Source organism: Flavobacterium sp. LM4, assembly GCF_002017935.1.
Classification (GTDB): Bacteria; Bacteroidota; Bacteroidia; order Flavobacteriales; family Flavobacteriaceae; genus Flavobacterium; species Flavobacterium chungangense.
In genome coordinates, this window is sequence record NZ_MUFW01000004.1 from 21,006 (window position 1) to 45,697 (window position 24,692).

At 34.9% G+C, this 24,692-nt stretch carries 15 protein-coding genes; 2 read left to right on the top strand and 13 right to left on the bottom strand.

Annotated features, from left to right (window positions below):
• Positions 1–42: 42 nt before the first annotated feature.
• From BXU10_RS19990 to BXU10_RS20015, 6 genes are all read right to left on the bottom strand, one after another.
• Positions 43–2,292: a S9 family peptidase gene (locus BXU10_RS19990; RefSeq protein ID WP_078229278.1), complete on the bottom strand. Its 2,250-nt coding sequence runs from the start codon at positions 2,290–2,292 to the stop codon at positions 43–45.
• A 190-nt stretch (positions 2,293–2,482) separates the two neighbouring features.
• On the bottom strand, positions 2,483–3,895 hold the full coding sequence (locus BXU10_RS19995; protein WP_078229279.1) for an APC family permease: 1,413 nt from the start codon (positions 3,893–3,895) through the stop codon (positions 2,483–2,485).
• Positions 3,896–4,024: 129 nt separating this feature from the next.
• A complete protein-coding gene (locus BXU10_RS20000) occupies positions 4,025–5,260 on the bottom strand; it encodes an FAD-binding oxidoreductase (RefSeq protein ID WP_078229280.1) in 1,236 nt (411 codons plus the stop codon).
• Between the two features lie 64 nt (positions 5,261–5,324).
• Positions 5,325–6,335: a 4-hydroxyproline epimerase gene (locus tag BXU10_RS20005; RefSeq protein ID WP_078229281.1), complete on the bottom strand. Its 1,011-nt coding sequence runs from the start codon at positions 6,333–6,335 to the stop codon at positions 5,325–5,327.
• Between the two features lie 3 nt (positions 6,336–6,338).
• Positions 6,339–7,907, bottom strand: a complete 1,569-nt coding sequence (locus tag BXU10_RS20010) for an aldehyde dehydrogenase (NADP(+)) (RefSeq protein WP_078229282.1) — start codon at positions 7,905–7,907, stop codon at positions 6,339–6,341.
• 20 nt (positions 7,908–7,927) lie between these two features.
• Positions 7,928–8,842, bottom strand: a complete 915-nt coding sequence (locus tag BXU10_RS20015) for a dihydrodipicolinate synthase family protein (RefSeq protein ID WP_078229283.1) — start codon at positions 8,840–8,842, stop codon at positions 7,928–7,930.
• Positions 8,843–8,979: 137 nt separating this feature from the next.
• Between BXU10_RS20015 and BXU10_RS20020 the strand changes: the two genes are divergently transcribed.
• On the top strand, positions 8,980–9,822 hold the full coding sequence (locus tag BXU10_RS20020; RefSeq protein ID WP_078229284.1) for an AraC family transcriptional regulator: 843 nt from the start codon (positions 8,980–8,982) through the stop codon (positions 9,820–9,822).
• A 51-nt stretch (positions 9,823–9,873) separates the two neighbouring features.
• On the opposite strand, the gene BXU10_RS20025 is transcribed toward BXU10_RS20020, so the two are convergent.
• The 3 genes from BXU10_RS20025 to BXU10_RS20035 form a co-directional block, all read right to left on the bottom strand.
• Positions 9,874–11,463, bottom strand: a complete 1,590-nt coding sequence (locus BXU10_RS20025; RefSeq protein WP_078229285.1) for a M61 family metallopeptidase — start codon at positions 11,461–11,463, stop codon at positions 9,874–9,876.
• Between the two features lie 96 nt (positions 11,464–11,559).
• Positions 11,560–13,170 carry a RagB/SusD family nutrient uptake outer membrane protein gene (locus tag BXU10_RS20030; protein WP_078229286.1) on the bottom strand — a complete coding sequence of 537 codons (1,611 nt, stop codon included), beginning with the start codon at positions 13,168–13,170 and terminating at the stop codon, positions 11,560–11,562.
• Between the two features lie 11 nt (positions 13,171–13,181).
• The gene (locus BXU10_RS20035) at positions 13,182–16,178 is read right to left on the bottom strand and encodes a SusC/RagA family TonB-linked outer membrane protein (protein ID WP_078229287.1); all 2,997 of its coding nucleotides are present in this window, start codon (positions 16,176–16,178) and stop codon (positions 13,182–13,184) included.
• Positions 16,179–16,456: 278 nt separating this feature from the next.
• On the opposite strand from BXU10_RS20035, the gene BXU10_RS25070 reads away from it, so the two are divergent.
• A complete protein-coding gene (locus BXU10_RS25070) occupies positions 16,457–16,618 on the top strand; it encodes a hypothetical protein (protein ID WP_180910532.1) in 162 nt (53 codons plus the stop codon).
• Positions 16,619–16,753: 135 nt separating this feature from the next.
• Here BXU10_RS25070 and BXU10_RS20040 read toward each other — a convergent pair whose 3' ends face one another.
• From BXU10_RS20040 to BXU10_RS20055, 4 genes are read right to left on the bottom strand one after another with little or no spacing between them, the layout of a single operon-like run.
• Positions 16,754–17,980, bottom strand: a complete 1,227-nt coding sequence (locus BXU10_RS20040; protein WP_180910533.1) for a DUF4998 domain-containing protein — start codon at positions 17,978–17,980, stop codon at positions 16,754–16,756.
• 16 nt (positions 17,981–17,996) lie between these two features.
• Entirely contained in the window at positions 17,997–19,211 is a 1,215-nt protein-coding gene (locus BXU10_RS20045; RefSeq protein WP_031456515.1) for a DUF5000 domain-containing lipoprotein, read from the bottom strand.
• A gap of 21 nt (positions 19,212–19,232) precedes the next feature.
• Entirely contained in the window at positions 19,233–21,206 is a 1,974-nt protein-coding gene (locus BXU10_RS20050) for a RagB/SusD family nutrient uptake outer membrane protein (RefSeq protein ID WP_078229289.1), read from the bottom strand.
• 12 nt (positions 21,207–21,218) lie between these two features.
• Positions 21,219–24,452: a TonB-dependent receptor gene (locus BXU10_RS20055; protein ID WP_078229290.1), complete on the bottom strand. Its 3,234-nt coding sequence runs from the start codon at positions 24,450–24,452 to the stop codon at positions 21,219–21,221.
• Positions 24,453–24,692 lie beyond the last annotated feature (240 nt).

Genomic DNA, 24,692 nt, shown 5'->3' on the forward strand with positions numbered 1-24,692 from the left:
GTTGATTTACAAAATCTCTTTTTTTTTCTTTTCAGAAATTTTCTACTTATAAATTTCTTCCCAGGCTGGCGGTATAACTCCTAATAAATGCTGTACAAAATAATCCCTGCGTTTGCGTTCACCAAAATCGCCTCCGGCAGAATGCCCCATTCCCGGAACGGTTACCAATTCAAAATTTTTATTGGCTTTGATTAAAGCATTTGCAAACTGCATGGTTGAAGCAGGATCTACATTATCGTCTAATTCTCCAAGAATCAACATTAAATTTCCGTTCAATTGTGCCGCATTAGCAGTATTCGAGCAAGCTTCATATTCTGGCCCAACCGGGTATCCCATCCATTGTTCGTTCCACCACATTTTATCCATTCGATTATCGTGACAGCCACAAGACGCTACGGCAACATCATAAAAATCAGAATTAAAGACCAAAGCAGCACCGGCATTTTGTCCTCCGGCTGATGTTCCGTGAATGCCTACTTTATCAATATTCATATAAGGATATTTGGCAGCAGCCGCTTTCATCCAGAGCTTTCTATCGGGAAAACCGGCATCTTTGAGGTTTTTATAACAAACATCATGAAAAGCTTTTGAACGGTTTGAAGTTCCCATTCCGTCAATCTGAACTACAATAAATCCTAATTCAGCCAAAGATGACATGGCCCAATAGTAGGATTGAAAATTCTTTGGAACAAATGAATCCTGAGGACCTGCATAAATGTATTCAATGACTGGATATTTACGATTTGGGTCAAAAGTCGTTGGAAGTACAATTACGCCCCAAATATCGGTTTTACCGTCTCTTCCTTTGGCTGTAAAAACTTCCGGAGCTATCCATCCTGTTTTTTGTAATGCCGAAATATCTGCCTTTTGCATTTCTACAATCGTTTTTTGTGTATCGATGCTTTTCAAAACGGTAATCGGTGGTAAATCTACTCTCGAATACTGATCGACATAATATTTATAATCAGGTGAAAAAGTAACTTTATGATTGCCGTTTTCAGTCGTTAACCGGGTAAAGTTTTTGCCATTAAAATCGATTCGGCAAAATTGTAACAAATATGGGTCCTGATTGCTGTCTAAACCGCTGGCCGTAAAATAGATTTGTTTTTTCTCTTCATCGACTTTTAGTACTTCCCGAATGGGCCAGCTTCCTTTTGTAATTTGATTTTTGACTTTTCCGGTAAGGGCATCGTACAAATACAAATGATTCCATCCATCACGTTCTGATGCCCAAATGATTTCATTGTTTTTTTTGATGTCGTAACGGTATCTTTTGCCGCTGTATTCTACAAATGTTGGACTTGTTTCTTCTATAATAACTTTAACTTTTCCGGTTGTTGCATTAACCTCCAAAACACGATACACCTGATGCCCTCTTTGATTGTATTCAAAAGTGAAAGCGCTGCTGTCGTCTTTCCATTCAATTCCGGAAATGTCGTATTGCTCCTGAAATAAATCGGTTGCCACCGGAATTTGCTTTTTTGAAGCCACTACAAACAATTGCGGACTTTTAAAAGGCAGCTGATCACCCGGTTTTAAATAATCACGGGTTTGTAATTTTGGCTGAAACTGATCTTTTGGACTCGACTCTACAAAATAAATTTTATGCTCTTCGCCAGGACGTACCTTATACGCCATAATGGTTTTACTATTTGGCGACCATTGCAAATAAGACGAATAGTAAAATCCTTTTGAGCCGTCGTAACTCAATTGTGTTTCAACTTTTGTTTTTTTGTCTTTAATAAATAAATTATAGTTTTTTATAAACCCAACATACAAAGAATCCGGAGAACCAACAGGTTTATTGCCCAATTCATCAAAGTTATCTCCCCAATACTCCTCTTTATTTAACGGCTTTTTATAGTCGCCGGTTTTGGTTAATTCACTCGTATTTAGATTATATGAAAATTTCAATGCTTCGATTGTAAAAACTAATATTGACAGGTTTTTATCAAACTCTAAATTTTCTATCGGAAGATCTTTAGGATTTACTTCTTTAGCTAAAATTTTTGATAATGACTGTCCTAATTTATTGTGATCAAAAGCTAGTGATTGCTTTTGATTTTTCGCATCTGCCAAAATAAACTCTTTCCCTTTCAATAGATTATTGGTATACCATACGTAATCATTTCCAATCCAATGAAAATCCTTAGGAGCATAAACTACTTTATTCTTAAATAACGAATCGATGGAATTCGCTCTCTTGTACTCTTTTAGTGTGCCCTGAGCCTGAGCGATAAAACACCACGAAAGTGTTAAAAACACACTTATTTTTATTACAGTTGTTCTCATAATTTTAATATTCATAAAAATATATAGTATTTATTGACATGAATGGGTCAATATTATCACATAGTAAGATTATATTAACCATCGAAATAAGAATGTGATAAAAAACAGTTATTAAATACTAATTTGTATTGAAACGATAGACCTAACAGGTTTTAAAAACCTGTTAGGTCTCCACTAAACGTCAAATTAATTAATATTTTTTTTCTTTTATCAAATAGTAAATCGGAATCCCAATTAGCATAATCAAAACACCCCATCCACAAGTAGAAAATTTTGTAAACAATAATGAAACACACACTGCTGAGGCTATTATAATGTACGATAAAGGTAAAAAGGGATAACCTAAAGCTTTATAAGGACGAACTGCATCTGGCATTTTTTTGCGGAGAATGATAATTCCGTAAATGGTCAGGATATAAAAGATAAGTACGATGATAATTACAAAGTCTAATAAATCACCGTATTTACCGGTAAGACATAATACAGAAGCCCATAAACATTGTGCCCAAAGTGCCCACGAAGGAACGCTCGCTTGGTTTAGTCTTGCTGCTTTTTTAAAAAACAAACCATCCTTTGCCATTGTATAATAAACTCTGGCTCCAGCCATAATCAATCCATTGTTACAGGCAAAGGTCGAAATCATAATCATCAATGCGATAATGAGTGTTCCTATATCTCCAAAAATATATTGTGCTGCGACTACTGCTACCCTGTCTGATTTTGCACCCGCAATTTCGTTAAGCGGAATAACAGCGACGTACATCAAATTGGTCAATACATAAATTACTGTCACTATAAATGTTCCTAAAAGCATGCTTAAACCTACATTACGTTTTGGATTTTTAATTTCTCCAGCGATAAAAGTAACACCGGTCCAGGAATCACTAGAAAATAAAGCACCCACCATTGCAGCAGAAATTCCTGAAATCAAGGCTGTAGTACCAATTGGCATCCAGGAACCGCTAGTTGCATTAAAAAAATGCGGAGTCCAAGCATCTGTCCAATTAGCATCCCAAACAGAAGCTTTGGCAGCTAAGGTAAATCCGAAAATAATTAATCCTGAAATAGACAGAATTTTTATAATCGTTAAAATCGTTTGTAGAATTTTGCTGTTTTTCACACCTAGGGTGTTCAGGTAAGTCAGAAAAATAATCGTTATTATAGAAACAATTTGAGCAACATTAAGCTTAAAACTTCCTAATTGATATACTATATTTTCATCGCTGAATGCAGGAATCAAATATGCTGCAAATTTAGAGAAAGCAACTCCAACCGCTGCAATTGTTCCTGTCTGGATCACGGCAAAAAAGCTCCAACCGTATAAAAACGCTATTAATTTATTGTAAGATTCTTTTAAATACACATACTGACCGCCTGCATTAGGAAACATGGCGCTTAATTCTCCATAACTTACTGCGGCAATCATGGTGATAATTCCCGAAATCAGCCAGATTAAAACAAGCCATGCTGTAGAACCGACCTGTCTGGCAATATCGGCACTAACGATGAATATTCCTGAACCAATCATCGAACCCACGACAAGCATGGTTCCATCGAAGAGGCCGAGTTCTTTTTTAAATTCTTCCTGATTATTTGTTGTCATTTTTGGTTTGTTTGGTTTGTTTGGTTGTTTGTTTTTTGTTTAGGTATTTTGAAAATATAATATGATTAATTTAAAATTCTATGTAAAAAAAAATCAGCTTCATTTTTAATTAAACATGAAGCTGATTTTTTAGAGTTGAAACATTTGAGTATCGACAGAAGTTGGCTTTTCAGAAATAATCTCCGAAACTAATTTGCCTGTTGCCGGTGCCAGACTTAAGCCCATCATGGCGTGTCCTGTAACTACCGTTAGATTTTTTAGTCTTTTATCTTTGGCAATTATGGGCATTCCTGAAGGTGTACAAGGTCTGAATCCGAACCAGATGTCTTGCTCTTTTGGCATTTCTATTTTCAAATCAGGATAAAAATCATTAATTGAATTTAAAATTCCCCGAACTCTGTTTTGATTGATTTTGATATCATTCGTATGTGTGATTTCCATAGTTCCTCCAAAACGAATATCATGGTTCATAGGTGTGACAGCCACTTTTCCTTCACATAAAATACTCGGAATTGATGGTTTATGGCTTTGATCTTTTAACGTAAAACTATATCCTTTTCCCGGTAAAATTGAAATATTGATGTTTAGTTTTTTAGCAATATGCGGACTCCACGATCCTGTTGCCAAAACAACTTCATCGGTTGAAAAATTTCCTTTATCTGTTATAATTTCTGAAACGGTATTATTCTTTAAGAAAAAATCTACTACAGTTGTCTGGGTATGAATTTTCACATTCAATCTGCCCAGTTCATCTTTTATGAACTGCATGAACTTTTGCGGATAGATGTGTGCATCACTTTTGTAATGAACACCACCAATAACATTTGTAGCAGTTCCTTTCTCTAAATGCGAAACCTCTTCTTTCGAAAGAAAATCAACTTCTAGGCCTAAATCTTCAGCCAACTTTCCTTCGTGATGAATTTCTTCTGCGGTTTTATCCGTTTTATAAAGCATCAAAAGCCCTTTTTCTTCGTAAAAAAAAGAGTTATTTTCTTTTGCTAGATCCTGATAGAGTTCTTTACTTAAAAGTGATAAATCGCAAAGGGCAGGCATCGCTTTTTCGACATGTTTCAAATTGGCATGTTTATAAAACTGTAAACCCCAATTCATTAAATCTATATTTAATCTGGGCTTAACATAAAACGGACTTTGGCTATCAAACATCCATTTTATTCCCTGTGCAATCATTCCTGGTTGTGCCAGCGGAATAATATGTGAAGGAACTATCATTCCTGCATTTCCGTAAGAACAACCGTCATTCATGTCTGATTTATCAAAAACAACTACTTCATAACCTTCTTTAGCCAAATAATAAGCAGAACACAAACCTATTATACCTCCACCAATTATACTTACTTTTTTCATTATTATTCTCAATTAAAAATTTGGCGACAAGATTTTTTGTTAACCATTAAATTATAGTTTCTTTTTAAATGACCTGAAAACCAAACGCGTACGGATCATCATCTTCATCAATTATAATGTTATTATAACCGTACACTTTTGCCCAACCCTGAATACTTGGTACGATGGCTTTTATATCTCCAATGGCGGTTTCTTCTTCCACTCGTCCAATAAACTTGCTTCCGATAAAACTTTCGTGAATATAATCTTCCTCTTTTTTAAGTTTTCCTTTGGCATGAAGCTGTGCAATCCTGGCTGAAGTTCCGGTTCCGCAAGGTGAGCGATCTATTGCTTTATCGCCATAGAAAACAGCATTTCGCCCTGAAGAAGAAGGGTCAATAGGATCTCCTGTCCAGAGCATATGACTCACATCCCGAATCGTATCATTTTCAGGATGAATGAAAAGATTTGGGTATTTCTCGTTAATACGTTTGCGGACTACCTGGCTGTACTGCACTATTTTTCCGGCTGTAAAATCCTGAATTCCTGAAAAATGTGGCTGCGGGTCTACAATGGCGTAATAATTTCCTCCGTAAGCCACATCAAAAACAATTTCGCCTAGTTCCGGACAATCAACTGTCAACCCCTCGGCTGCCAGATACGATTTTACGTTTGTCAAACGTACCCAGTCTACTTTCTTTCCCGTTTGCTGGTATTCGATCTGAACCAATCCTGCTGGTGCTTCCATTTTAATTTTTCCCGGAATTTTAGGAATTACCAAACCCTCTTCAATGGCAATGGTTATGGTTCCGATGGTTCCGTGACCACACATAGGAAGGCATCCTGAAGTTTCGATAAATAAGATTCCGAAGTCATTTTCAGGATTGCTTGGAGGATACAAAATGCTGCCACTCATCATATCATGTCCTCTAGGTTCAAACATAAGTCCTTTGCGAATCCAATCGTATTCTTTTAGAAAGTGTTGCCGTTTTTCACTCATGTTGTTTCCAACAAGGTTTGGGCCTCCGCCGGCAACTACTCTTACTGGATTACCACAAGTATGTGCATCAACGCAAAAAAAGGTTTTTCTGGGCATATATTAAATAGGATTCTGGGTTACTATATCATTTACTGTTCTGTTAATTCCTAATAGGTTTTCATCCTGCAAAGCAACGGGCAATAATTTATTTGGCCAGTCCTGAAACGTAACCGGACGAACCCATCTTTTTACTGCCGCTAATCCTACCGAAGTAAATTTACTGTCAGAACTGGCAGGAAAAGGGCCACCATGTGTCATTCCCGAGCAAACCTCAACTCCTGTGGGTACATTGTTAAAGATTAATCTTCCTACTTTATTTTTAAGGTTTTGTATTACTTCTTTGAAATCTTCTAGTTCACTTTCATCCGAATTTAAAATAGTACCTGTGAGCTGTCCTTCCAGATTTTCAATAATTGTATTCAATTGCTGAATATCATCGCATTTAACAACCACAGAAAAAGGCCCAAAAACCTCCTTATGAAATATTTTGTTCTTTAAGAAGGTGTTTCCATCTACCGATATTACATTTTGCAGGGCATAATTTGGCTTTACCTCTTTCTTTAAATTAGTCTGCTGCGTATATCCTTCCTGTTCAAGAACTTCTGACTTCAAACTTTCATATTTAGTTTTAATATCGGGATGCAGCATACAGGCTGGCTCTAATTTGTCTGTCTCTAAAGCTAAAATAGTAATAAAATTCTCTAATTCATTACTATTTATTCCTAAAATAAGTCCGGGATTGGTGCAAAACTGACCTGTTCCTGCTACAATAGATGCAGCGTAGTTTTTGGCCCATTTTTCGCTCTCCTGTTTTAAGGCCGATGGCAAAATTACCACTGGATTAATGCTTCCCATCTCTGCATAAACCGGTATTGGAACCGGTCTGTTGGCTGCAATTTTACAAAGAGCAGTTCCTCCTGTAATACTTCCTGTAAAACCAACCGCTTTTACAGAGGGATGTTCAACCAAAGCTTTTCCTACCTCGATACCGCTACTGTTTAGGTTCGAAAAGACACCATTTGGCATTCCGGTTCTTTGAGCTGCTTTGATAATTGCCGAAGATACCAACTCGCCCGTTCCCGCATGAAGTGGATGTGATTTTACAATGACCGGACAACCTGCAGCCAAAGCACTCGACGTATCACCACCAGCGGTCGAGAAAGCCAGCGGAAAATTACTGGCTCCAAAAACAACTACAGGCCCAAGTGGAATCTGCATTCTTCGAATATCAGGTTTGTCTTCTGTTTTGTTGATGATGGCTTCTACCCATGAGCCTTCTCTCAACATCGTAGCAAAGGCCCTCAACTGTCCGGTTGTTCTTCCGCGTTCCCCATTGGCTCTGCCAACAGGAAGTCCAGATTCCTGAATATAAGTCGTTAATAAATCATCCCCTAAAACTTCAATTTCATCAGCAATAGCTTCCAGAAAATCTGCTTTTTTTACGTCCACAATTGTTCCGTATGTTTTAAAAGCTTCTTCAGCTAAAGCTACAGCCTGAGCAATTTCGTCTTGGGTAGCTTCATAAAAAACAGTTTTATTCTCTGTATTTAGTTCCGGATTGATCGTCTTATAAGTCGTTTTACCTTTTGCAGAAAGCGTTTCTCCAATATAATTTTGTCCAGTAGTCATAGCTTACTTTTTACCTTTAGTTAAATGTTTTTGTAATCAGGCAAAATGGGTCTGTTTTTCATTGCAACATCGATAATAGTCAAAACGCGTTCTCTTTCAACTCCCTGCAATGGAAGTCTTGGAGCTCTTACGTTTTCTGTACCAAGTCCAGTGGCAACCTCAGCCAATTTGATGTTTTGTACCAATTGCGGAGAAATATCCAGTTCTAATAGTGGCATAAACCATCTGTAAATGGCTACCGCTTCCTCAATTCTTCCAGCTTTTACAAGTTTATAAATGGCCACAGTTTCTGCCGGATATGCTACTACTAAACCGGCAACCCAGCCATCTGCTCCTGTCACCAAACTTTCTAATGCCAGAGTATCAACACCACAAAGTACTTTTAAACGGTTTCCAAAACGGTTTCTAATTCTTACTACATTGCTAATATCGCGCGTAGACTCTTTTACTGCCTGGATATTGTCTAATTTTAAAAGTTCTTCAAACATGTCCAGCGTTACCTCAATTTTATAATCTACAGGATTATTGTAAATCATAATCGGTAGCGATGTACTTTTTGCGATTTCCTTAAAATAAACAACCGTTTCGTAGTCTGTAGCTTTATAGCGCATTGGAGGCAGTAACATCAAACCGTTTACACCTAATTCTTCGGCACGTTTGACCAAAGTAATGGCTTCGCTGGTGGTCTGTTCTGCAATGTTTACAATAACCGGAATTTTTCCTGCTGTGATTCTTAACGTGTTGTTAATTAAAACCTCTTTTTCTTCTTTAGTCAATGTACTAGCTTCTCCAAGGGTTCCGCCAAGTATGATTCCGTTAACTCCAGCTTCAATTTGTGCTTTAATATTTTTTTCGAACATTACGAGGTCTAATTGACCTTCTTCTGTAAACTTAGTCGTTACAGCCGGCATTACGCCTTCCCAATTTATATTCATATTATAATTTTTATCAAAAATAAAACTTATAAAAAGAGACGTCTTTGTCATTATTAGCCGTTATCAGGACTATATTACCCCATCTATTGTATAATCTGATTTTTTTGATAATATTTACATAACTAAAAAACAATCCTTTGAAAATCTTACCTTTTAAAATCCCAAAAACCGAGAGAGAAGCACTCATATATCAAGAGGATATTGAACGTGTTTTCTATGATCAGCTGCACCAGCATGAAGAAATTCAGATCAGTTATATCGTGAAAGGTGCCGGAACACTGATTGTTGGAGATTCTATTAATGATTATAAAGAAGACGATGTTTTAATAATTGGTGAAAACGTACCGCATGTTTTCAGGAGTAATGTAGAAGCCAGCCCGGAGTCTGTAATGCTAACTTTATTTTTTACCAAAACCTCTTTCGGGAAAGATTTTTTCAGTCTGAATGATATGAGCAGTGTAGATGATTTTTTTAAGGAATCTGAATATGGAATGAAAATACTGTCGAACCACAAAAAAATCATCCATCATTTTGAGAAGCTGAAAAAGCAGAATAAATTACAGCGAATCGCCTCGTTTTTAAAAATTATAAACATTATTATTTCTTCTGAAAAAACACCGCTTTCTTCTTTTGTTTACAAAAAAAAATATACTGATGATGAAGGAAGAAGAATGAGTGCTGTTTTTGAATATGCTATTGAGTTTTACCATCAGAATATTACATTGGAAGAAGTGGCGGAGAAAGCCAATATGAGCAAAAATGCCTTTTGCAGATACTTTAAAAAACGTACTAATAAAACCTTCTTTCAGTTTTTGATTGAAATCAGAATTGAAAATGCGTGCAAATTACTGTACCATAAAAAAGACCTTTCGATTGCCTCCATATCTGAACTCTGCGGTTTTCAGGATATTGCCAACTTCAACAGGAAGTTTAAGGAACTGAAGGGAATTTCCCCTTCCCATTATCGCGCCCAATTTTAATTTTTGCTTACAAACTCAGCATTTTTTTTCTAATCTTTCTAATCTGTGGCTTTAAATTTTAAAAATAGATTTTCTGATTTCTAATTGCAGTTCTGACGCTTCCGAAATTTTTTTGATTTCAAAACTTCTTTCGAAAAAATAATCTTTTTTAACTGAAGATTTTATCGGACTCAAATCGATTTGAAGTCCTGCGTATTTTAAATATTTTGGGTAATCTATTTCAGCCGTAGTGTCTACATAGTTTTTTATTTCAGCTAGAGATTTTCCTGCGATTTGTTCAGAAGTCTGCCAAAACTCGGCTTCGGTAAATCCTCTTCCTTTTTTTTCATAATATTCATTGTATAGAAAACGCATTACATCGTCTAATGATTTTTGATTATGTGTATTGTTTCTGATTTCAAGATCTAATAAAAAACCAATAACCGGTCCTTTATTGTAATAGGAAATCGTAGTTTGTTGAGCATTACTTTCGTTGTTGAAGAAATTCAGCCAAATATCAAAACTCGATCTGGATAAGGACATGTGTTTATTGCCTTCAATATTTTCGTATCGTTTTATAGATTCCGAAATGTATTTTAAAGCTTCATTACCATCAAGCAAACCGGCTTTCATCATAATAATGTACTCGTAATAAACCGTAAAACCTTCAGAAACCCATAACATTGAGGTATAATTTTCTTTGTTATAATCGAAAGGCCCTAATTCTATTGGGCGAATTGCTTTTACATTATAAAGATGGAAATATTCATGTGTTACAAAATTCAGAAAATCAATGTATGCTTCATTATTTTTAAAATCGAAAGTTCCGTTGGTAAAAATAGCCTGCGAATTCCAGTGCTCCAATCCTCCGCCTCCTGCTTCCATCATAATGTAGCTGTAATCATCATAAGGCACTTTTTTCATGATAGCAGTTGTTGCTGTCATTATTTTTTTAAGATCTGAAGTGAATTTTTCTTCGTTTAACCCTTGCGGAGTTGCAATTCCTAAAGAATATGATTTTTCTTCATGCTTAAAATTAATTACTTTTTGATTGCCCAGATAAATTGGACTGTCGTAAAAAATATCCACATTTTTTGCAGCAAAAGTGAAACCGCTTTCATCAGTTGGCTTTAATCCGGTTGAAACTTTTTTCCAGTTTTTGTATGGATTCACAGTCAGTTTTATCGGATTTTGAAGAGCATTTTCTACGTGCATAAAAATAGTATTAGGCATTAAAAAAGCTTTATCTGCATCTACTAATGATTCTGCTACCGATTTTTTATTGGCAAAAACCCTGTACTTTACCTGTATTTTAGAGGCTTTTCCGTTTTCTGCCACCCAGCAGTTTTTAGTTTTTTTATGCCAGTTTATTTTGTTACCATTGGCATCTGTTACGTCAAAATCTACAATATAGCGCGGTGTATCTAAAATCAAATAATAACCAGGCGTCCAGACCGGAAGTACTAAATTAGTTTGTGCCGATGAAAGGTTTTCAAAATCTAAAACCACTTCGAGATAATGCGATTCCGGATCTTTAAAGGAAACTGAATAATTTTGTTTTATCTCTGCATTGACTGCTTTTTCCGCTGTTTTACAAGAAATTGCGATTTGAAAAACAAGCAGACAAAAACAAATTTTTATGATTTCAATTGTATATTTCATATTGATCTTACTTTAAAATGAAAAGCCATCCCTGAACAGGAACAGCTTTTCACACACTTATAATTACAAGTAACCAACTTGTAAAAGTTTAATATTTTATGGCAGGTACCCCGGATTTTGTTTTAAATTGCTATTTCTTTCCAATTGAACTTTCGGTATTGGAAGAATAGCTCTAAAAGCACCGGCAGGATTAGCTACTTTTGAAAACCATGATTTTTTTGAATATACTCCAAATCGTATTAAATCTTGTTTTCTATGGGCTTCACCAACGAATTCCCAAGCTAATTCATCAAGAAAACCTCCGTAAGGAATATCCGCTCCTCCTTCGTAATTTGTAATTACTCCTGCTTTATAAGTACCGTATTGATAAACACTTCCTCCTAACAGTTTGGCTCCTGTAACAGTGGCTTTGGCCGGATTAGTCTTTCTAAAATTTCTTTCTCTTACTCTTGTTACAATTTGTGCAGCACCTGTAGCATCTCCTGTTCTTAATAAACACTCTGCTTTAATCATCATAGCATCGGCTAATCTGTAAAAAGGAACATCATTACTTAATTGTGCAATTTGACCTTTACCAATTTCATATTTAACCATTCTATACCCTTCGTTAGGTTCGCAGCCATTAACATCTGTCAAGTAGTTAAGATACTCAAATTGTGCACCATTTTTTAGCATAATAGGTTCTCCTTTACTATCAAACTGTTTTCCTCCTAACCAGGAATCTTTTAATCTTTGATCATCAGGATCATAAGTATCTATAAATTGAGGTATTCCGCCAGAACCATTCCAGGGTCCTCCAGCTAATTCATAAGTTACCTGACTTTCAGCTGCTAATGTTTTAAATGGCCAGTAACTTCCCCCTGCTTTTTTTTGATCAAAAGGAATAGAAAATATCTGTTCTGAAGAAAATTGATTTTCTATTATGAAATTATCTAAATAATTTGTGCATAATGTAAAACCTCCATTATTTATAACATCATTAACTTCAGCTAAAGCTTCGTTCCATTTTGGCGTTCCTATATAAACCTCAGCATTTAAATACAGTTTTGCCAAAGTCATTTTAGCAGCCCATTTTGTAACTTTCCCATAATTTTTAGATTCTTTCTTATCACTCAAATAAGGCAAAGCACCTTTTAGTTCACTTTCTACAAAATCATACACTTCTTTACCTGTATTTTGTTCTGGCAAATATCCTTTAGGTAAATCATATTTGGTTACAATAGGAACATTTCTAAAATTATCTAATAATAAATAATAATAAATAGCTCTTAAAGCTCTTAGTTCCTGAAAAACAGCATCTTTATTTTCAAGATCTGGTATTTGTTCTATCTGAAAAATAGCTTTATTAACATTATTTACACCACCAAACAAATAAGCCCAATTCCCTTCTGCATGAGGTAGCGGAGCCTCATACGTGTGTTGGTGCATTGTAATGTAATAATCTCCCCAGCCAATACCGTTTCTTAATGGCGTTACTATTAAATCTGATGATTCTTCGTATAAACAAAACGCCGCATCCCAGCCCCAATAAACCTCTCTTAATGACGTATAAGCTGGTGCCATAAGGCTTGCTAAATCTTCTGCCTTAAATTTAGTTTCCTCACCAATTACTTTATCATAAACATTCTCATCTAAATTAGTGCATCCTGTTCCTAAAAGCAGTAAGCCCGAAGCAAGGATTTTGTATATTATATTTTTATTTTTCATTTTGAATTAATTTAAAAAGTTACATTTAATCCCAAAGTCATACCTGTTGTACTTGGATATTTATCCCTATTATCCATTCCTTGAGATGTAGGGTCTCCTCTTATTATCTCTGGATCCAAACCTTTGTACTTTGTAAACGTGGCTAAGTTATTCCCGGATACATACAATCGCATTGCATTGATGAATTTAAACGGCTTAACATCAAAATTATAGGATAAAGTTATGTTGTCAATCTTTACATAATCTCCTTGTTCAATATAATAACTTACATAAGTTGGATTATAATTTAATACCGCCTTACCATACACTTTGTCATATGTACTAGATAGCATATTATATTCGGTTTTAGAATTTCCATAAAACATACGTTGACTATTTAGTATTTGAAAATCGAAAGCTCCTGTCAGCACCATACTTAAATCAAATTTTTTGTAGCTAAAAGTATTGGCCCAACCTGCATAATATTGCGGAATACCATTTCCTAAATATTGCTTATTCGTATCATTGTACATAGAAGGATCAAGTGTTTTCCTTGTACCGTCTGGCAATTCAACAATCCATTGTCCATCATTAGTAATATCTACCGATTTTAACCCCCAAAAATTACCTAATGATTGTCCAACTTCTAATCTATGAGTTTCGAATGAAATAGGATCTCCAGTGTTCCCTCTATTTATATAATCTCCTTCAATTTGATATAAATCATTAGAAAGACTTGTTAACTTATTTTTATTGTGTGAAAAAGTCATTGAGGAACTCCAAAGAAAATTATCCGTTTTGACAGGAATTGTATTAAGAAGAATTTCGATACCTTTATTTTCCATTTTCCCAACATTAGCAATAGTCGAATCATATATATTAGGAGGACTTGGCACAGCGTATGTCCATAACATATCAATTGTTTTTTTACTATACACATCAACGCTTCCGCTAATTCTATTATTAAAAAATCCAAAATCAAGACCTATATTTACTTCTGTCGTTTTCTCCCAACGCAAATCAGGATTAGGATTACTTACTGGTTCTAATCCTCTCACCCATTTTCCATCATTATAAAAATAGCCCCCATAATTGTACAATGTCAGTGACATATAAGGATCATTAGGAATTACTCCTGTTTCTCCATAACCTGCTCTTAATTTTAAAATATTTACAGTTTCAACATCTTTTAAGAAAGACTCCTTATTAATACTCCATCCTGCAGAAACCGCAGGGAAATTTCCCCATTGGTAATTTGCACCAAATTTAGAAGAACCTTCTCTCCTGATACTAACTAATAAATCGTATTTACTATTAAAGTTATAGTTAACTCTACCAAAGAATCCAATTAATGTATTATCATTTTTATAACTTCCCATCCCTGCTAATCCATCAGACAAAGCATTTCCTGAACCTAAATTATTATAGGAAAAAGCATCGGTAGGAAAATCAGAATTACTGGCCGAAAATCCTTCATTTACGATATATTGATAACTATAGCCCCCTAATACTGTAAACTCGTGCTTATCTAAAATTTTATGGTATTTGGATGTTATCTCAACTAAATCACTATCCGTCGTACCTGTATTCCTTGAAGCAACACCATTTCGCAAATTTATCGTATTTGAATAATGTTTTTTGGTTTCTGCATATCCGTTTAAAAATGTGTCTTTATTTTTTGAAAGTTGCGCCCCTACATCCCATCCTGGTAATAAATCAAGTGTCAGATTAGCTGTAAATCTTTGCCATGTTCTATTTCTATCTTCTATTGTTTCATTTATAATACCTACAGGATTATAATATTGAAACTTACCTTTATCCGTATAATTCTCATCATAAGTCACTCCATCAGGCTCATAAACAGAAGCTGTAGGGTTTCTTATCATAGCTTGTCTGTAGGCGTAAGCTACTGTTCCTTCTGAAAGTCCCATATTTTGGGTTCCATTTAGTAAGTTCAAATTAACTTTTAACTTATCATTGAACATACTATGATTAACATCAAATGAGAATCGATACTCTTTATTAAATGTATTAGTAAAAACACCTGTTTCATCTATATAATTAAGATTCACAGTATAGTTTGTTTTAACATTTCCTCCTTTTAAAGCTAAATTATGATTTTTAGCAAATCCACTTCCTGAAATTTGATCCAACCAATTGGTATCAGCCCCACCCTCTTGATAAGGTATTCTTAATCCTTGAGAGCGAAAATTTCTTTGTTGTGTGGCATCTAAAAAATCAGCCTTATTATAAAAATTACTTATTGTAGCAAATGTTGAATAGGTAATAGTTGGTGCAATGTCTTTGTTTACCGTTTTTGTGGTAATAAGAATAACCCCATTTGCACCTCTTGTTCCATAAATTGCAGCTGCAGAAGCATCTTTCAATATATCGATAGAAGCAATGTCATTTGGTGCAACGGTATTCATACCTCCTGGCACACCATTAATTAAGACCAAAGGAGCAGCGTTTCCTTGTAAAGTAGAAACTCCACGCAATGAAATATTAGATGATGAACTCGGATCACCGGAACCATTACTAATTGTTAGACCTGCTGCTTTACCTCTAATAAGATCCGAAGCATCTCTAATAGCACCTCTTGTAAAATTCTCTTCTTTTATACTGGCAATAGCGGTGGTAACCCTTGATTTTTTCTGGGTTCCGTATCCTACGACCACTACTTCATTTAATTCATTTAAGTCCGATTCTAAAATTACATTGAGAGTATTAACATCTGGTTTTAGCTCTTTAGTTTTTAATCCTACATAAGAAAAAACTAATATTACGTTGTTTCCTTTAGTAGTAATTTCAAATTTACCGTCGAAATCACTTGTAACTGCATTGGTTGTGTTTTTCTCTAAAACTGATACCCCTGGCAGAGGAAGATTATTTGAATCTGTAATTTTACCACTAATTTTCTGTTGAGAAAAAGAGCAAAAAACAACAAACAAAAACAAAATAGTAAAGAACATCTTATTTCTGGAATAAGATATCTCTGTACTTTTAAAAGCTTGTGTGGTTGGTTTCATAATTTAAACAGTTTGGTTTGTGTATTATTAACACTTGTAAAATTATGTTAAAACCGAGTTAAGGAAAATGCTTATATTACCACATGATAATACTATATTATCCTGTTTTTATTGTTTTTTCTTATTAAGCAACAATTTGCACAAACATTTGACATAGTTATACATATAAAAGTATGTTATACATAATTTAAATGCCAAATTAATAAATTTAATACATTGCTAATTCAGGAAAGAGATACTGCTATAGTTAATAAAAATGCATATCTAAAAAACTTCCATTGTCTTTAGTATGGGAGAATTTGGGGCAGGAATATAATAAAAATCAGAAATTGATTATTCCTATTAATGTGATACCTAATTTTAAAAACGATTCAGTTTATATTGAAATGTTTTACCAATTAGAAAGTGACTCAGATACATATCTATTTGGAGATTATTAAGGCATAAAAAAACCTCCAAAATCAATGACTTTGGAGGTTATACATTCTGATGATTCATATTATAAATAGAATATCATTCAGTTTGATTTTCTATTTCAATGTTTTGAGAAATCAACTTATACTTTATATAAAAGTCTATTTTACTACAATTTCAAAAGAACTTATTGTACAAAATCTTCCCCAATCAGGTTGCGAAGTTGATATTCCAACAGTAATTGGAGTAGTCTGATCAATAGTAAATTCTAAAATATATTCTGCTTTACCTATTCCATTGCTAAGGACTCTTTTATACTTTAAAACTTCTGTCGCAGTACCAACAGATTCTACATTAGGCAATTCTACATCACCTTTAGAAACGATAATGTAAAATCCGCCCGGATCACTTTCTAGATGATTAGATTCAAATACAACGACCTTTAATTGATAGGTTGCCGGTTCAGCCGTAACGCTCTGATAAAGCTTACCATTAGTGATGGCAGGCGCTCCCCAGCCTGATTCAAAATTTACAGTTGCATTATTTGCTTTACCACAGCATCCACCATCATATCCACCATAACCATTATGATTTTTGGCTGCAGCATTCGTTGTCCAATTTGCAATTACGCCCCATCTGCCACCATCGTATGATGAATAGTTAAAAGGCTGTTTTGCATTCACTAAAACCGGTGTAGGAACTGGTCTCACGTCTTTATAAACCGCATAAAAAGTATCAATTGATTTTACCACAGGTTTATAAAGGGTTGTATACCTGTAAGTAGAACCACTTTTAAAATCATTGATAACAACACTGCCTTTGCTAATGTCAGTAAATACAGTTTTTAGCTGATTAGAAGAATTGGTATATTCTATTTCTGTCCCCAAAGCTCCGGAATCTGCATTTAAATTTATGAAATTTACTGTCAGCTCACTACCAATAAGCACGTTATTAAGAATTGGTCTGTTGATCAATGAGCTTATATATCGATCTCCATAAACCTCCGCAGAAGCTGTTACAGCTATTGATGAATTGCCTTTTGCATCGAAGGTTCTAAACTCAAAATTATAAATATTCTCTTCTAAATTATCTATAATTTTTGAAACGGCATCTATTCCGGAAGTTCTGGTAATGGGTACCACAACAGAATCTTTTTTATTATTCCAATAAATTCGGAGTTCCGTAACCTTAGGGTCTGATATTATAAGTCCCTGAACTTCCAGACGATTTCTTCCAGGAAATAATTTTAATGAATCTATTTTTCCTGTATATGAAATCGCTCCGCCTTTGGTAAACTTCAGATACTCATCACCACTTGTACAAGAATTTATAATGAGAACTGACAAAACCACAAAAATTGCGACTAAAATATTCCTTAAATTTTTCATTGTTTTAGTTTTAGTATTAAAAATTAGGATTACCATATACCTGCACTTCAGAAACAGCCATAAACTTACCTCCTACCCAGTTTTCTAAACATTCAATTCTAAGATATCGAACAGCAGGTTTTTCTAAAGCAATTTCATAATCTGCACCATCTCTGGCTGCTAAAAGATCATCGTTATTTTCCTGTCCATAAGGTAACCCTGAAGGTTTTTTGATTTCATATTCTCCCATCAAAGTCCAATTGCTATTTAAAGTACCATCATTCAGGGTATTACTACCCCAGATTCTAAACTTTTTTACAGCTCCCAGATAGTAATACATTCTCTGGCCTCCAATAGGTTCCGAAAAATTCCACATTCTCATACGGCTTAATTTAGTGGTCTTTCCGATATCAAAAGTCACCAAATGATTGCCTACATCTACAGTTCTGTCTGTAAAATAAGAGCCCCAATATTCTAAAAACTGACCATCCCACAAATTTGTAACCGGGTAAGCATTATTAATTGTTTTGGTGTCATTATTAAGATGCACGGTTACAAAACCAGATTTTGGCATCATAACTTCAAAAAACGGTTCAATATTAGTAAATAAAGTATCTGTATAGTTGAGCCAGCGATCTCTCACAACTACAGCAAAATCTTGTTTTACAGGTTCCATCCCTCTCAAACTTTGTCCGATATGATCTACAGAAGTATAGATGCTTGTAGGTAACGGCACCCAGTCTCCCTTGACATCTTTTTGCATTACTAAAATTCCTATTTCTTCTTTTGTAATATTATCTGCGGTAATGCGAATACCTCCAAAATCAGGCTGAACTTCTAATGAGTCAAAAACATCATAAATTGGGGCCTTGGTTGGTGTTACTGTAACGGTAACAGGTTTAGATTCTGTTTCGCTTTTATTAACTGCATAAATTTTAACCTCAGTAGCAGACTGACCGGCAAAACCTTCTAAAAGCATTGAATTAGAATAGTAGGAAGATTTAACTTCCATAGGTTTACCATTTTCTAAAGTATAACGGGCAACAACATACAAAAGGTCCTCATCTGAAGGTAATGTATAAGTTAGTTTCGCTTTTCCCTGCAAATTTTGTACTATAACATTGGTTACTTCGGCTGGTGCTTTTGAATTGTTCTCTAAAGGTTCAGGTTCCTGATTATCATTACAAGATACAATAGCCAGAATTAAAGACACTACAAGTACCCTTACGGATGATTTTATAATTCGTTTCATAATTTTATTTTTTTATGATTACTACCAACCTGGATTCTGAATCAGATTTGGATTTTGGATAAGTGTTGTTTCGTCAAGTGGCCAAAAATAATCCCTTGGTGCAACAAAACGTTGCTGGTTTAGAGTGCGTACCTGATAATAGGCTCCTTCGGTAACTCCAAAAACATTCCACCCTTTTACTGGCTCATTGAATTCCTGGTTTGCTTTTTTCCATCGTCTGATATCCCAATAATTCTTGCCTTCATAAGCCATTTCAATACTGCGTTCTCTATGAATAATTTCACGCAAACCTTCCTGAGTAGTATATTTACCTGGATTACTGGAAAAATTTGTCCAGGACTCCACCACTCCTTTTAATCCTGCACGCTGACGAATAACATCCAAGTATTGCAATACTTCACCAGAAGCCGCAATTCCATCAGCTTCATTAAGTGCTTCGGCGTACATTAGATATAAATCAGCCAAACGTAATTCTGGCCAGGCATATTCTTTGTATAAACTTCCGTTTCCAAAATGTTGTTCCCAATTCACCAGTTTTTTAATGTAGTAACCTGTAATATTAAAATCAAAAGCATCTGCGCTTCCTGCATAGTCCTGATATTTAGCTTTGATATAATATTTCGTCTCATCAGAACCGCTGTCATATTTATAAAAAATAGCTCCATCAAAACCTAAATCAGCATAAAAACGAGGTTCTCTGTTAAAATTTAAAACTGAAGTACGATAGCCTTCTTTAATATCGAATTTATCTGCGGCAGTTGCTTCTCTTATTTCTGTAATATCACCAAAGGTTAAGGTTTTATCCTCCTCAATAGGCACTCCATTTTTAGTGTAGAAATTAGAGGCTGACTCGATGGTAGGCGAAAATACTTTTCTGGCCTGAGTATGCGCAATAGTATTGTCTAAAGGCATCATACAAAGTCGCTGTAATTCGTAGGTACGACTGTTAGGATTTGCCCAGATAACTTCATCGTTCCAGGGTTCAGTTATTGCTTGTGTGATATTCAGTTTAGTTTTTGCAGTCTGAGAAATAGTAAAGGCAACATCGTTCTTATAGAAAATTTTATGCCCGCCACTTTCAGCAGCTATTATAGCTTCTTTGGCTGCATTTGCTGCTTTTTTCCATTTGGTTACATCGTAAGTCGTATTAAACAATGGGGTTCCGTTTTTTGTATTAAATCCTGCCATATCCGAATTTCCATTAAATAATGGACTGGCAGCCATAAGTAACAATTCGGCCTTGATTCCTAAAACTATAGGTTTTGTAATTCTTCCTAATTCATTTTGAGTATCTGTAATTTGTGGTGGTACTGCAACCGAGGCTTCATCTAATAAACTTACCAAATAATCAACAGTAGCATCAATAGGCTCTCTTGCTACCTGAATTTGTTCTACAGGAGCATCAATAGGCAGACTAACTCGAATCACTGGAATTGGTCCATACATTCGCATTAAATAATAATGATAATATGCTTTTAAAAATTTAGCCTCACCTATCCATCTTAAACGCTCTGCTTCTGTTAAATCTGCAACTTTAGTTCTGTCTTCTACATTTTCAAGAAAAACATTGCAATGTCTGATTCCATCAAAAAGCGGATAACGATCTGATGGTCCGGCTGCCTGATAGTTTCCTTCCCAGGCATTCATATAAGGACTTGCTTTTCTTTGCGTACCGGTTGCAATATTAAAAGCATAACTTGTTATAGCAGCACGATTTGGTGCAACCCATGTTTCATCTCCGGCCAGCATTCCTATATTATACACTCCATCTCCGTTTTTAGGAATATAAGAATAGCAGGTAAACAAATATTTTTGAGCTTCATTTCTCAGTTTAAAGGCATTTTCTAATGTCGTTACATTGTCCGGAACTACATCCAGGAAATCTTTTTCACATGATTGCAAACCTACCAGACAAATTATCGTCATTACTATCCCGAAAAACTTTCTTCCTTTCTGGAGGCTTATTTTTACTGAAATTATATTTTTAATTTTCATGATTTTATCTTTTTAAAAATTAACCTTAAGACCTACATTGTAAACCGACTGAATTGGGTATCCTAAACCACTTCCACCCATTTCCGGATCCCACATTTTGAAAGCGCTCCAAACAGCAATATTGCTTCCATTAATATAAATTCGAAGGTCTTGTAATCCAATTTTAGTATTAAAACTTTTAGGAGCATTGTACCCAATTTCGATAGATTTTAATCTTAAAAAAGAACCATCCCTCATCCACCAGGTTGATACCTGATTATTATTTTCAACAAATTTGTCACTCAGTCTTGGCCAGAAAGCATAGGAGTCTCTATTATCCTCAGACCAGTGATCTTGTGCAATAACATTTAGTAAATTATTCTGATAGGTTAACTGTCTGTTATTATCATCATTTAAAACAAATGGGGCGATATTTTCTGGATTAATAAAAAAAGAAGTTCGGGCTGCTCCTTGAAAAAATATGCTGAAATCAAATTTTTTATACCCAATTGTACCTCCAAAACCATAAACAATTTCAGGCGCTGTAGGGTATCCCAAAGGAACCATATCACTTGGAGAAATAATACCATCTCCATTAACATCGCGATATTTAATATCTCCTCCTGTGTAATCTCCAAATTGAGTTGGTGAATTATCAACTTCATTTTGATCTACAAATAATCGCTCTGCTATATAACCGTATGCCTGATTAAAATTCTGTCCCACTCTTGAACGATATTTCATATTCTCAGGAAAGTTAATCTCATCGAATACTAATACCTTATTGGTTGAAAACGTAAAATTTCCTCGTAATTCTGTATACCAATCCTGATTGAGTTGTTTGTTATAAGTAATGGCTAAGTCCAGTCCTTTACTTTCAATTTCTCCAAAATTAGTTGACGGCACTGCGGTAAGTCCCATTGTTGAACCTATATTACTTCTTGTCTGAAGAATATTTGTACGATGCTGTTTGTAAATATCTACAACAAAATTTAGGGAGTTAAAAAATTGCATATCTAATCCTAAATTGATCTGCGTAGATTCTTCCCATCCAATATTTTCATTAGCATAACGGGCAATATAAACTCCTGGCTGATAATAACTGTATTGTTCTCCAAAAGCTGCACCGTAATTGTTATCTCCAATCCTTACATCAGATAAGTAAAAGAAACGCTGATCAATATTTCCAATCTGATCATTACCTACTAAACCATAAGTAGAGCGTATTTTAAAATTAGTTACTACATCTTTAATAGGTTCCCAAAACTTTTCATTAGAAATATTATAAGCTAAACCAACTGAAGGGAAAAATCCATAACGGTGTCCATCAGCAAATCGTTCAGAACCATTATATCCAAAATTAAATTCGGCAAGATATCTATTATCATACCCGTATGTAAACCTTCCTGAAATTCCCAGATTTCTCGATGGCAAAGAACTCTCCAGAGAGCCGGCATTTCCTTGCTCATAACTTGACATCAAACTGGTCACCATACCCGTTACAGCATGCTTATCATTAAAAGTTCTATTATAATTAATGGTTGCCTGAGCATAAATACGAGAATCTAACAGTTTGGTTCCCTGAGCATAATCTAAATATTCTGTTCCTGTAGGCCTTGCAGTACCCTGATCACCATCATTCAATGCCTCCAATGCCAGCTCTCCCGTTTCTGGACTTATGTAAGACTTATAATAAAACGGATTATATTTCCTGGCAACGTCAAAATAAGAATATCTTCTTATATAAGCCATTGCATTAGCACTAAGTCCGGGTGTCAGAGCTTTTAAATCCTGCTGCAATTCAAGCTGAGTCTGGATTGTTGAGGCTTTAGAAACCTGATAACCTTTTACCATTTGAGCATAAGGATTAACCAACAAATACCCCGTTGTTCCTCCAGATAAGGCCCCGCCAAATAAAGGATGTTCAACAAAAGGTAAATAGCTGGACGGATATACTTTAGCAAAAGCAACGGGATTAGACCACATGGTAAGGTTAAAAATATTCGCACCTCCGTCTATAGGGCCGTTATAATCGTCAAACTGACCATAAAAACGAACAATTGCTTTTGTTGTCGGGGTTAAAGACATATCGACATTTGACCTCATAGAATAATTTCTTAATTTAATATTACTATTAAAATCATTCATACCGTCAACTTTCAAAACTCCATTGTCTACATTGTATGTACCAGCAACATAGTATCTTGCTTTTTCTCCACCTCCACTAACATTCAGATTATATCCCTGATTAATGGTATATGGCTTGATTAATTCATCAATCCAGTTATTACTTGGATACAAATATGGGTCATCACCGGCGGCAGTTCTTGCAATTTTATTTTGATTGTAAATGTCCCCTCGTTCCGGATTACGGGTCCTGACAGCTTCGTTAGCTAAATTCATATAGGTGATATTGTCTGCAAAATCGAAATTTTTAGTATTAGAGGATACTCTGGATTCTACTCTAAAATTAAATTTCGTAACACCATTTTTACCCATTTTTGTAGTAACCAATACAACACCATTAGCTCCTCGGGCTCCATAAACAGCGGCGGCGGCGGCATCCTTCAATACCGAAAAGCTGTCTATATCATCCGGTTGCAAACGTGCTAAATCATTTGTGGTAGATTCTATTCCGTCAACTAATATCAAGGGATTAGAGGCACCTGAACCAAAAGAACCTAAACCACGAATAAAAAAATTCGCATTATCTTTTCCCGGTTCACCACTTCGCTGATAAGCGATCAAACCTGAAATCCTTCCTGCTAACATAGTGGTTAAGTTACTGGTTGGCCCTTTTAGCTCTTTGGGTTTAATTGTTGTAATAGAACTCACCATACTGGCTTTTTTCTGAGTTCCAAAACCAACAATAACTACCTCTTTAAGACTATTATCTGTAGCAATTAATTTTACATTTATAACACTCTCACTACCCACTTTGATTTCCTGAGTATTGTACCCTACAAATGAAAACATTAATACATCTTCATTTGAATTGACTTCAATTGAATAATTTCCGTCCATGTCTGTAACGACTGACTTTTTAGTTCCTTTTATTATTACATTGGCACCAGGGACACCCATCCCTTCATCTGACGAAACTACTTTTCCTGTTATTAATCGCTGCTGTTGAAATATACTTTCAACTGAAGTCGAAAAGGTTAAATTTTTCTTTGCATAACTTGCATTTGTGCTGAAGACTATCATTATAGCCATTAAAAATTCAATCCTGATCGTAAGAGACTGAATTAAATAGTTTTTTTTCATTTTGGTTGTGGTTAAAGGTTAGTAAAATTGCTGACAACATTTAGCTGTCAAGGTTTCTTCATACTTAATTATTTTTTATGATTATTATAAGTGTGTTTTATACATTTTTAAAATTGAGCAAATTTTTTTTTACTTCATTACACTACTGAAAAGAAATCTTAAACCTAATAAGATAGTTCCGAAATGATTTTTTTTTAATAAAAACTAAATCTTAAAAACAGTAAATGGAATTTGGTATTT

What these genes read in the sequence shown, in the direction of transcription:
- BXU10_RS19990 (WP_078229278.1), bottom strand. Translation starts at nt 2,292, where the DNA reads ATGAGAACAACTGTAATAAAAATAAGTGTGTTTTTAACACTTTCGTGG.
- BXU10_RS19995 (WP_078229279.1), bottom strand. Translation starts at nt 3,895, where the DNA reads ATGACAACAAATAATCAGGAAGAATTTAAAAAAGAACTCGGCCTCTTC.
- BXU10_RS20000 (WP_078229280.1), bottom strand. Translation starts at nt 5,260, where the DNA reads ATGAAAAAAGTAAGTATAATTGGTGGAGGTATAATAGGTTTGTGTTCT.
- BXU10_RS20005 (WP_078229281.1), bottom strand. Translation starts at nt 6,335, where the DNA reads ATGCCCAGAAAAACCTTTTTTTGCGTTGATGCACATACTTGTGGTAAT.
- BXU10_RS20010 (WP_078229282.1), bottom strand. Translation starts at nt 7,907, where the DNA reads ATGACTACTGGACAAAATTATATTGGAGAAACGCTTTCTGCAAAAGGT.
- BXU10_RS20015 (WP_078229283.1), bottom strand. Translation starts at nt 8,842, where the DNA reads ATGAATATAAATTGGGAAGGCGTAATGCCGGCTGTAACGACTAAGTTT.
- BXU10_RS20025 (WP_078229285.1), bottom strand. Translation starts at nt 11,463, where the DNA reads ATGAAATATACAATTGAAATCATAAAAATTTGTTTTTGTCTGCTTGTT.
- BXU10_RS20030 (WP_078229286.1), bottom strand. Translation starts at nt 13,170, where the DNA reads ATGAAAAATAAAAATATAATATACAAAATCCTTGCTTCGGGCTTACTG.
- BXU10_RS20035 (WP_078229287.1), bottom strand. Translation starts at nt 16,178, where the DNA reads ATGAAACCAACCACACAAGCTTTTAAAAGTACAGAGATATCTTATTCC.
- BXU10_RS20040 (WP_180910533.1), bottom strand. Translation starts at nt 17,980, where the DNA reads ATGAAAAATTTAAGGAATATTTTAGTCGCAATTTTTGTGGTTTTGTCA.
- BXU10_RS20045 (WP_031456515.1), bottom strand. Translation starts at nt 19,211, where the DNA reads ATGAAACGAATTATAAAATCATCCGTAAGGGTACTTGTAGTGTCTTTA.
- BXU10_RS20050 (WP_078229289.1), bottom strand. Translation starts at nt 21,206, where the DNA reads ATGAAAATTAAAAATATAATTTCAGTAAAAATAAGCCTCCAGAAAGGA.
- BXU10_RS20055 (WP_078229290.1), bottom strand. Translation starts at nt 24,452, where the DNA reads ATGAAAAAAAACTATTTAATTCAGTCTCTTACGATCAGGATTGAATTT.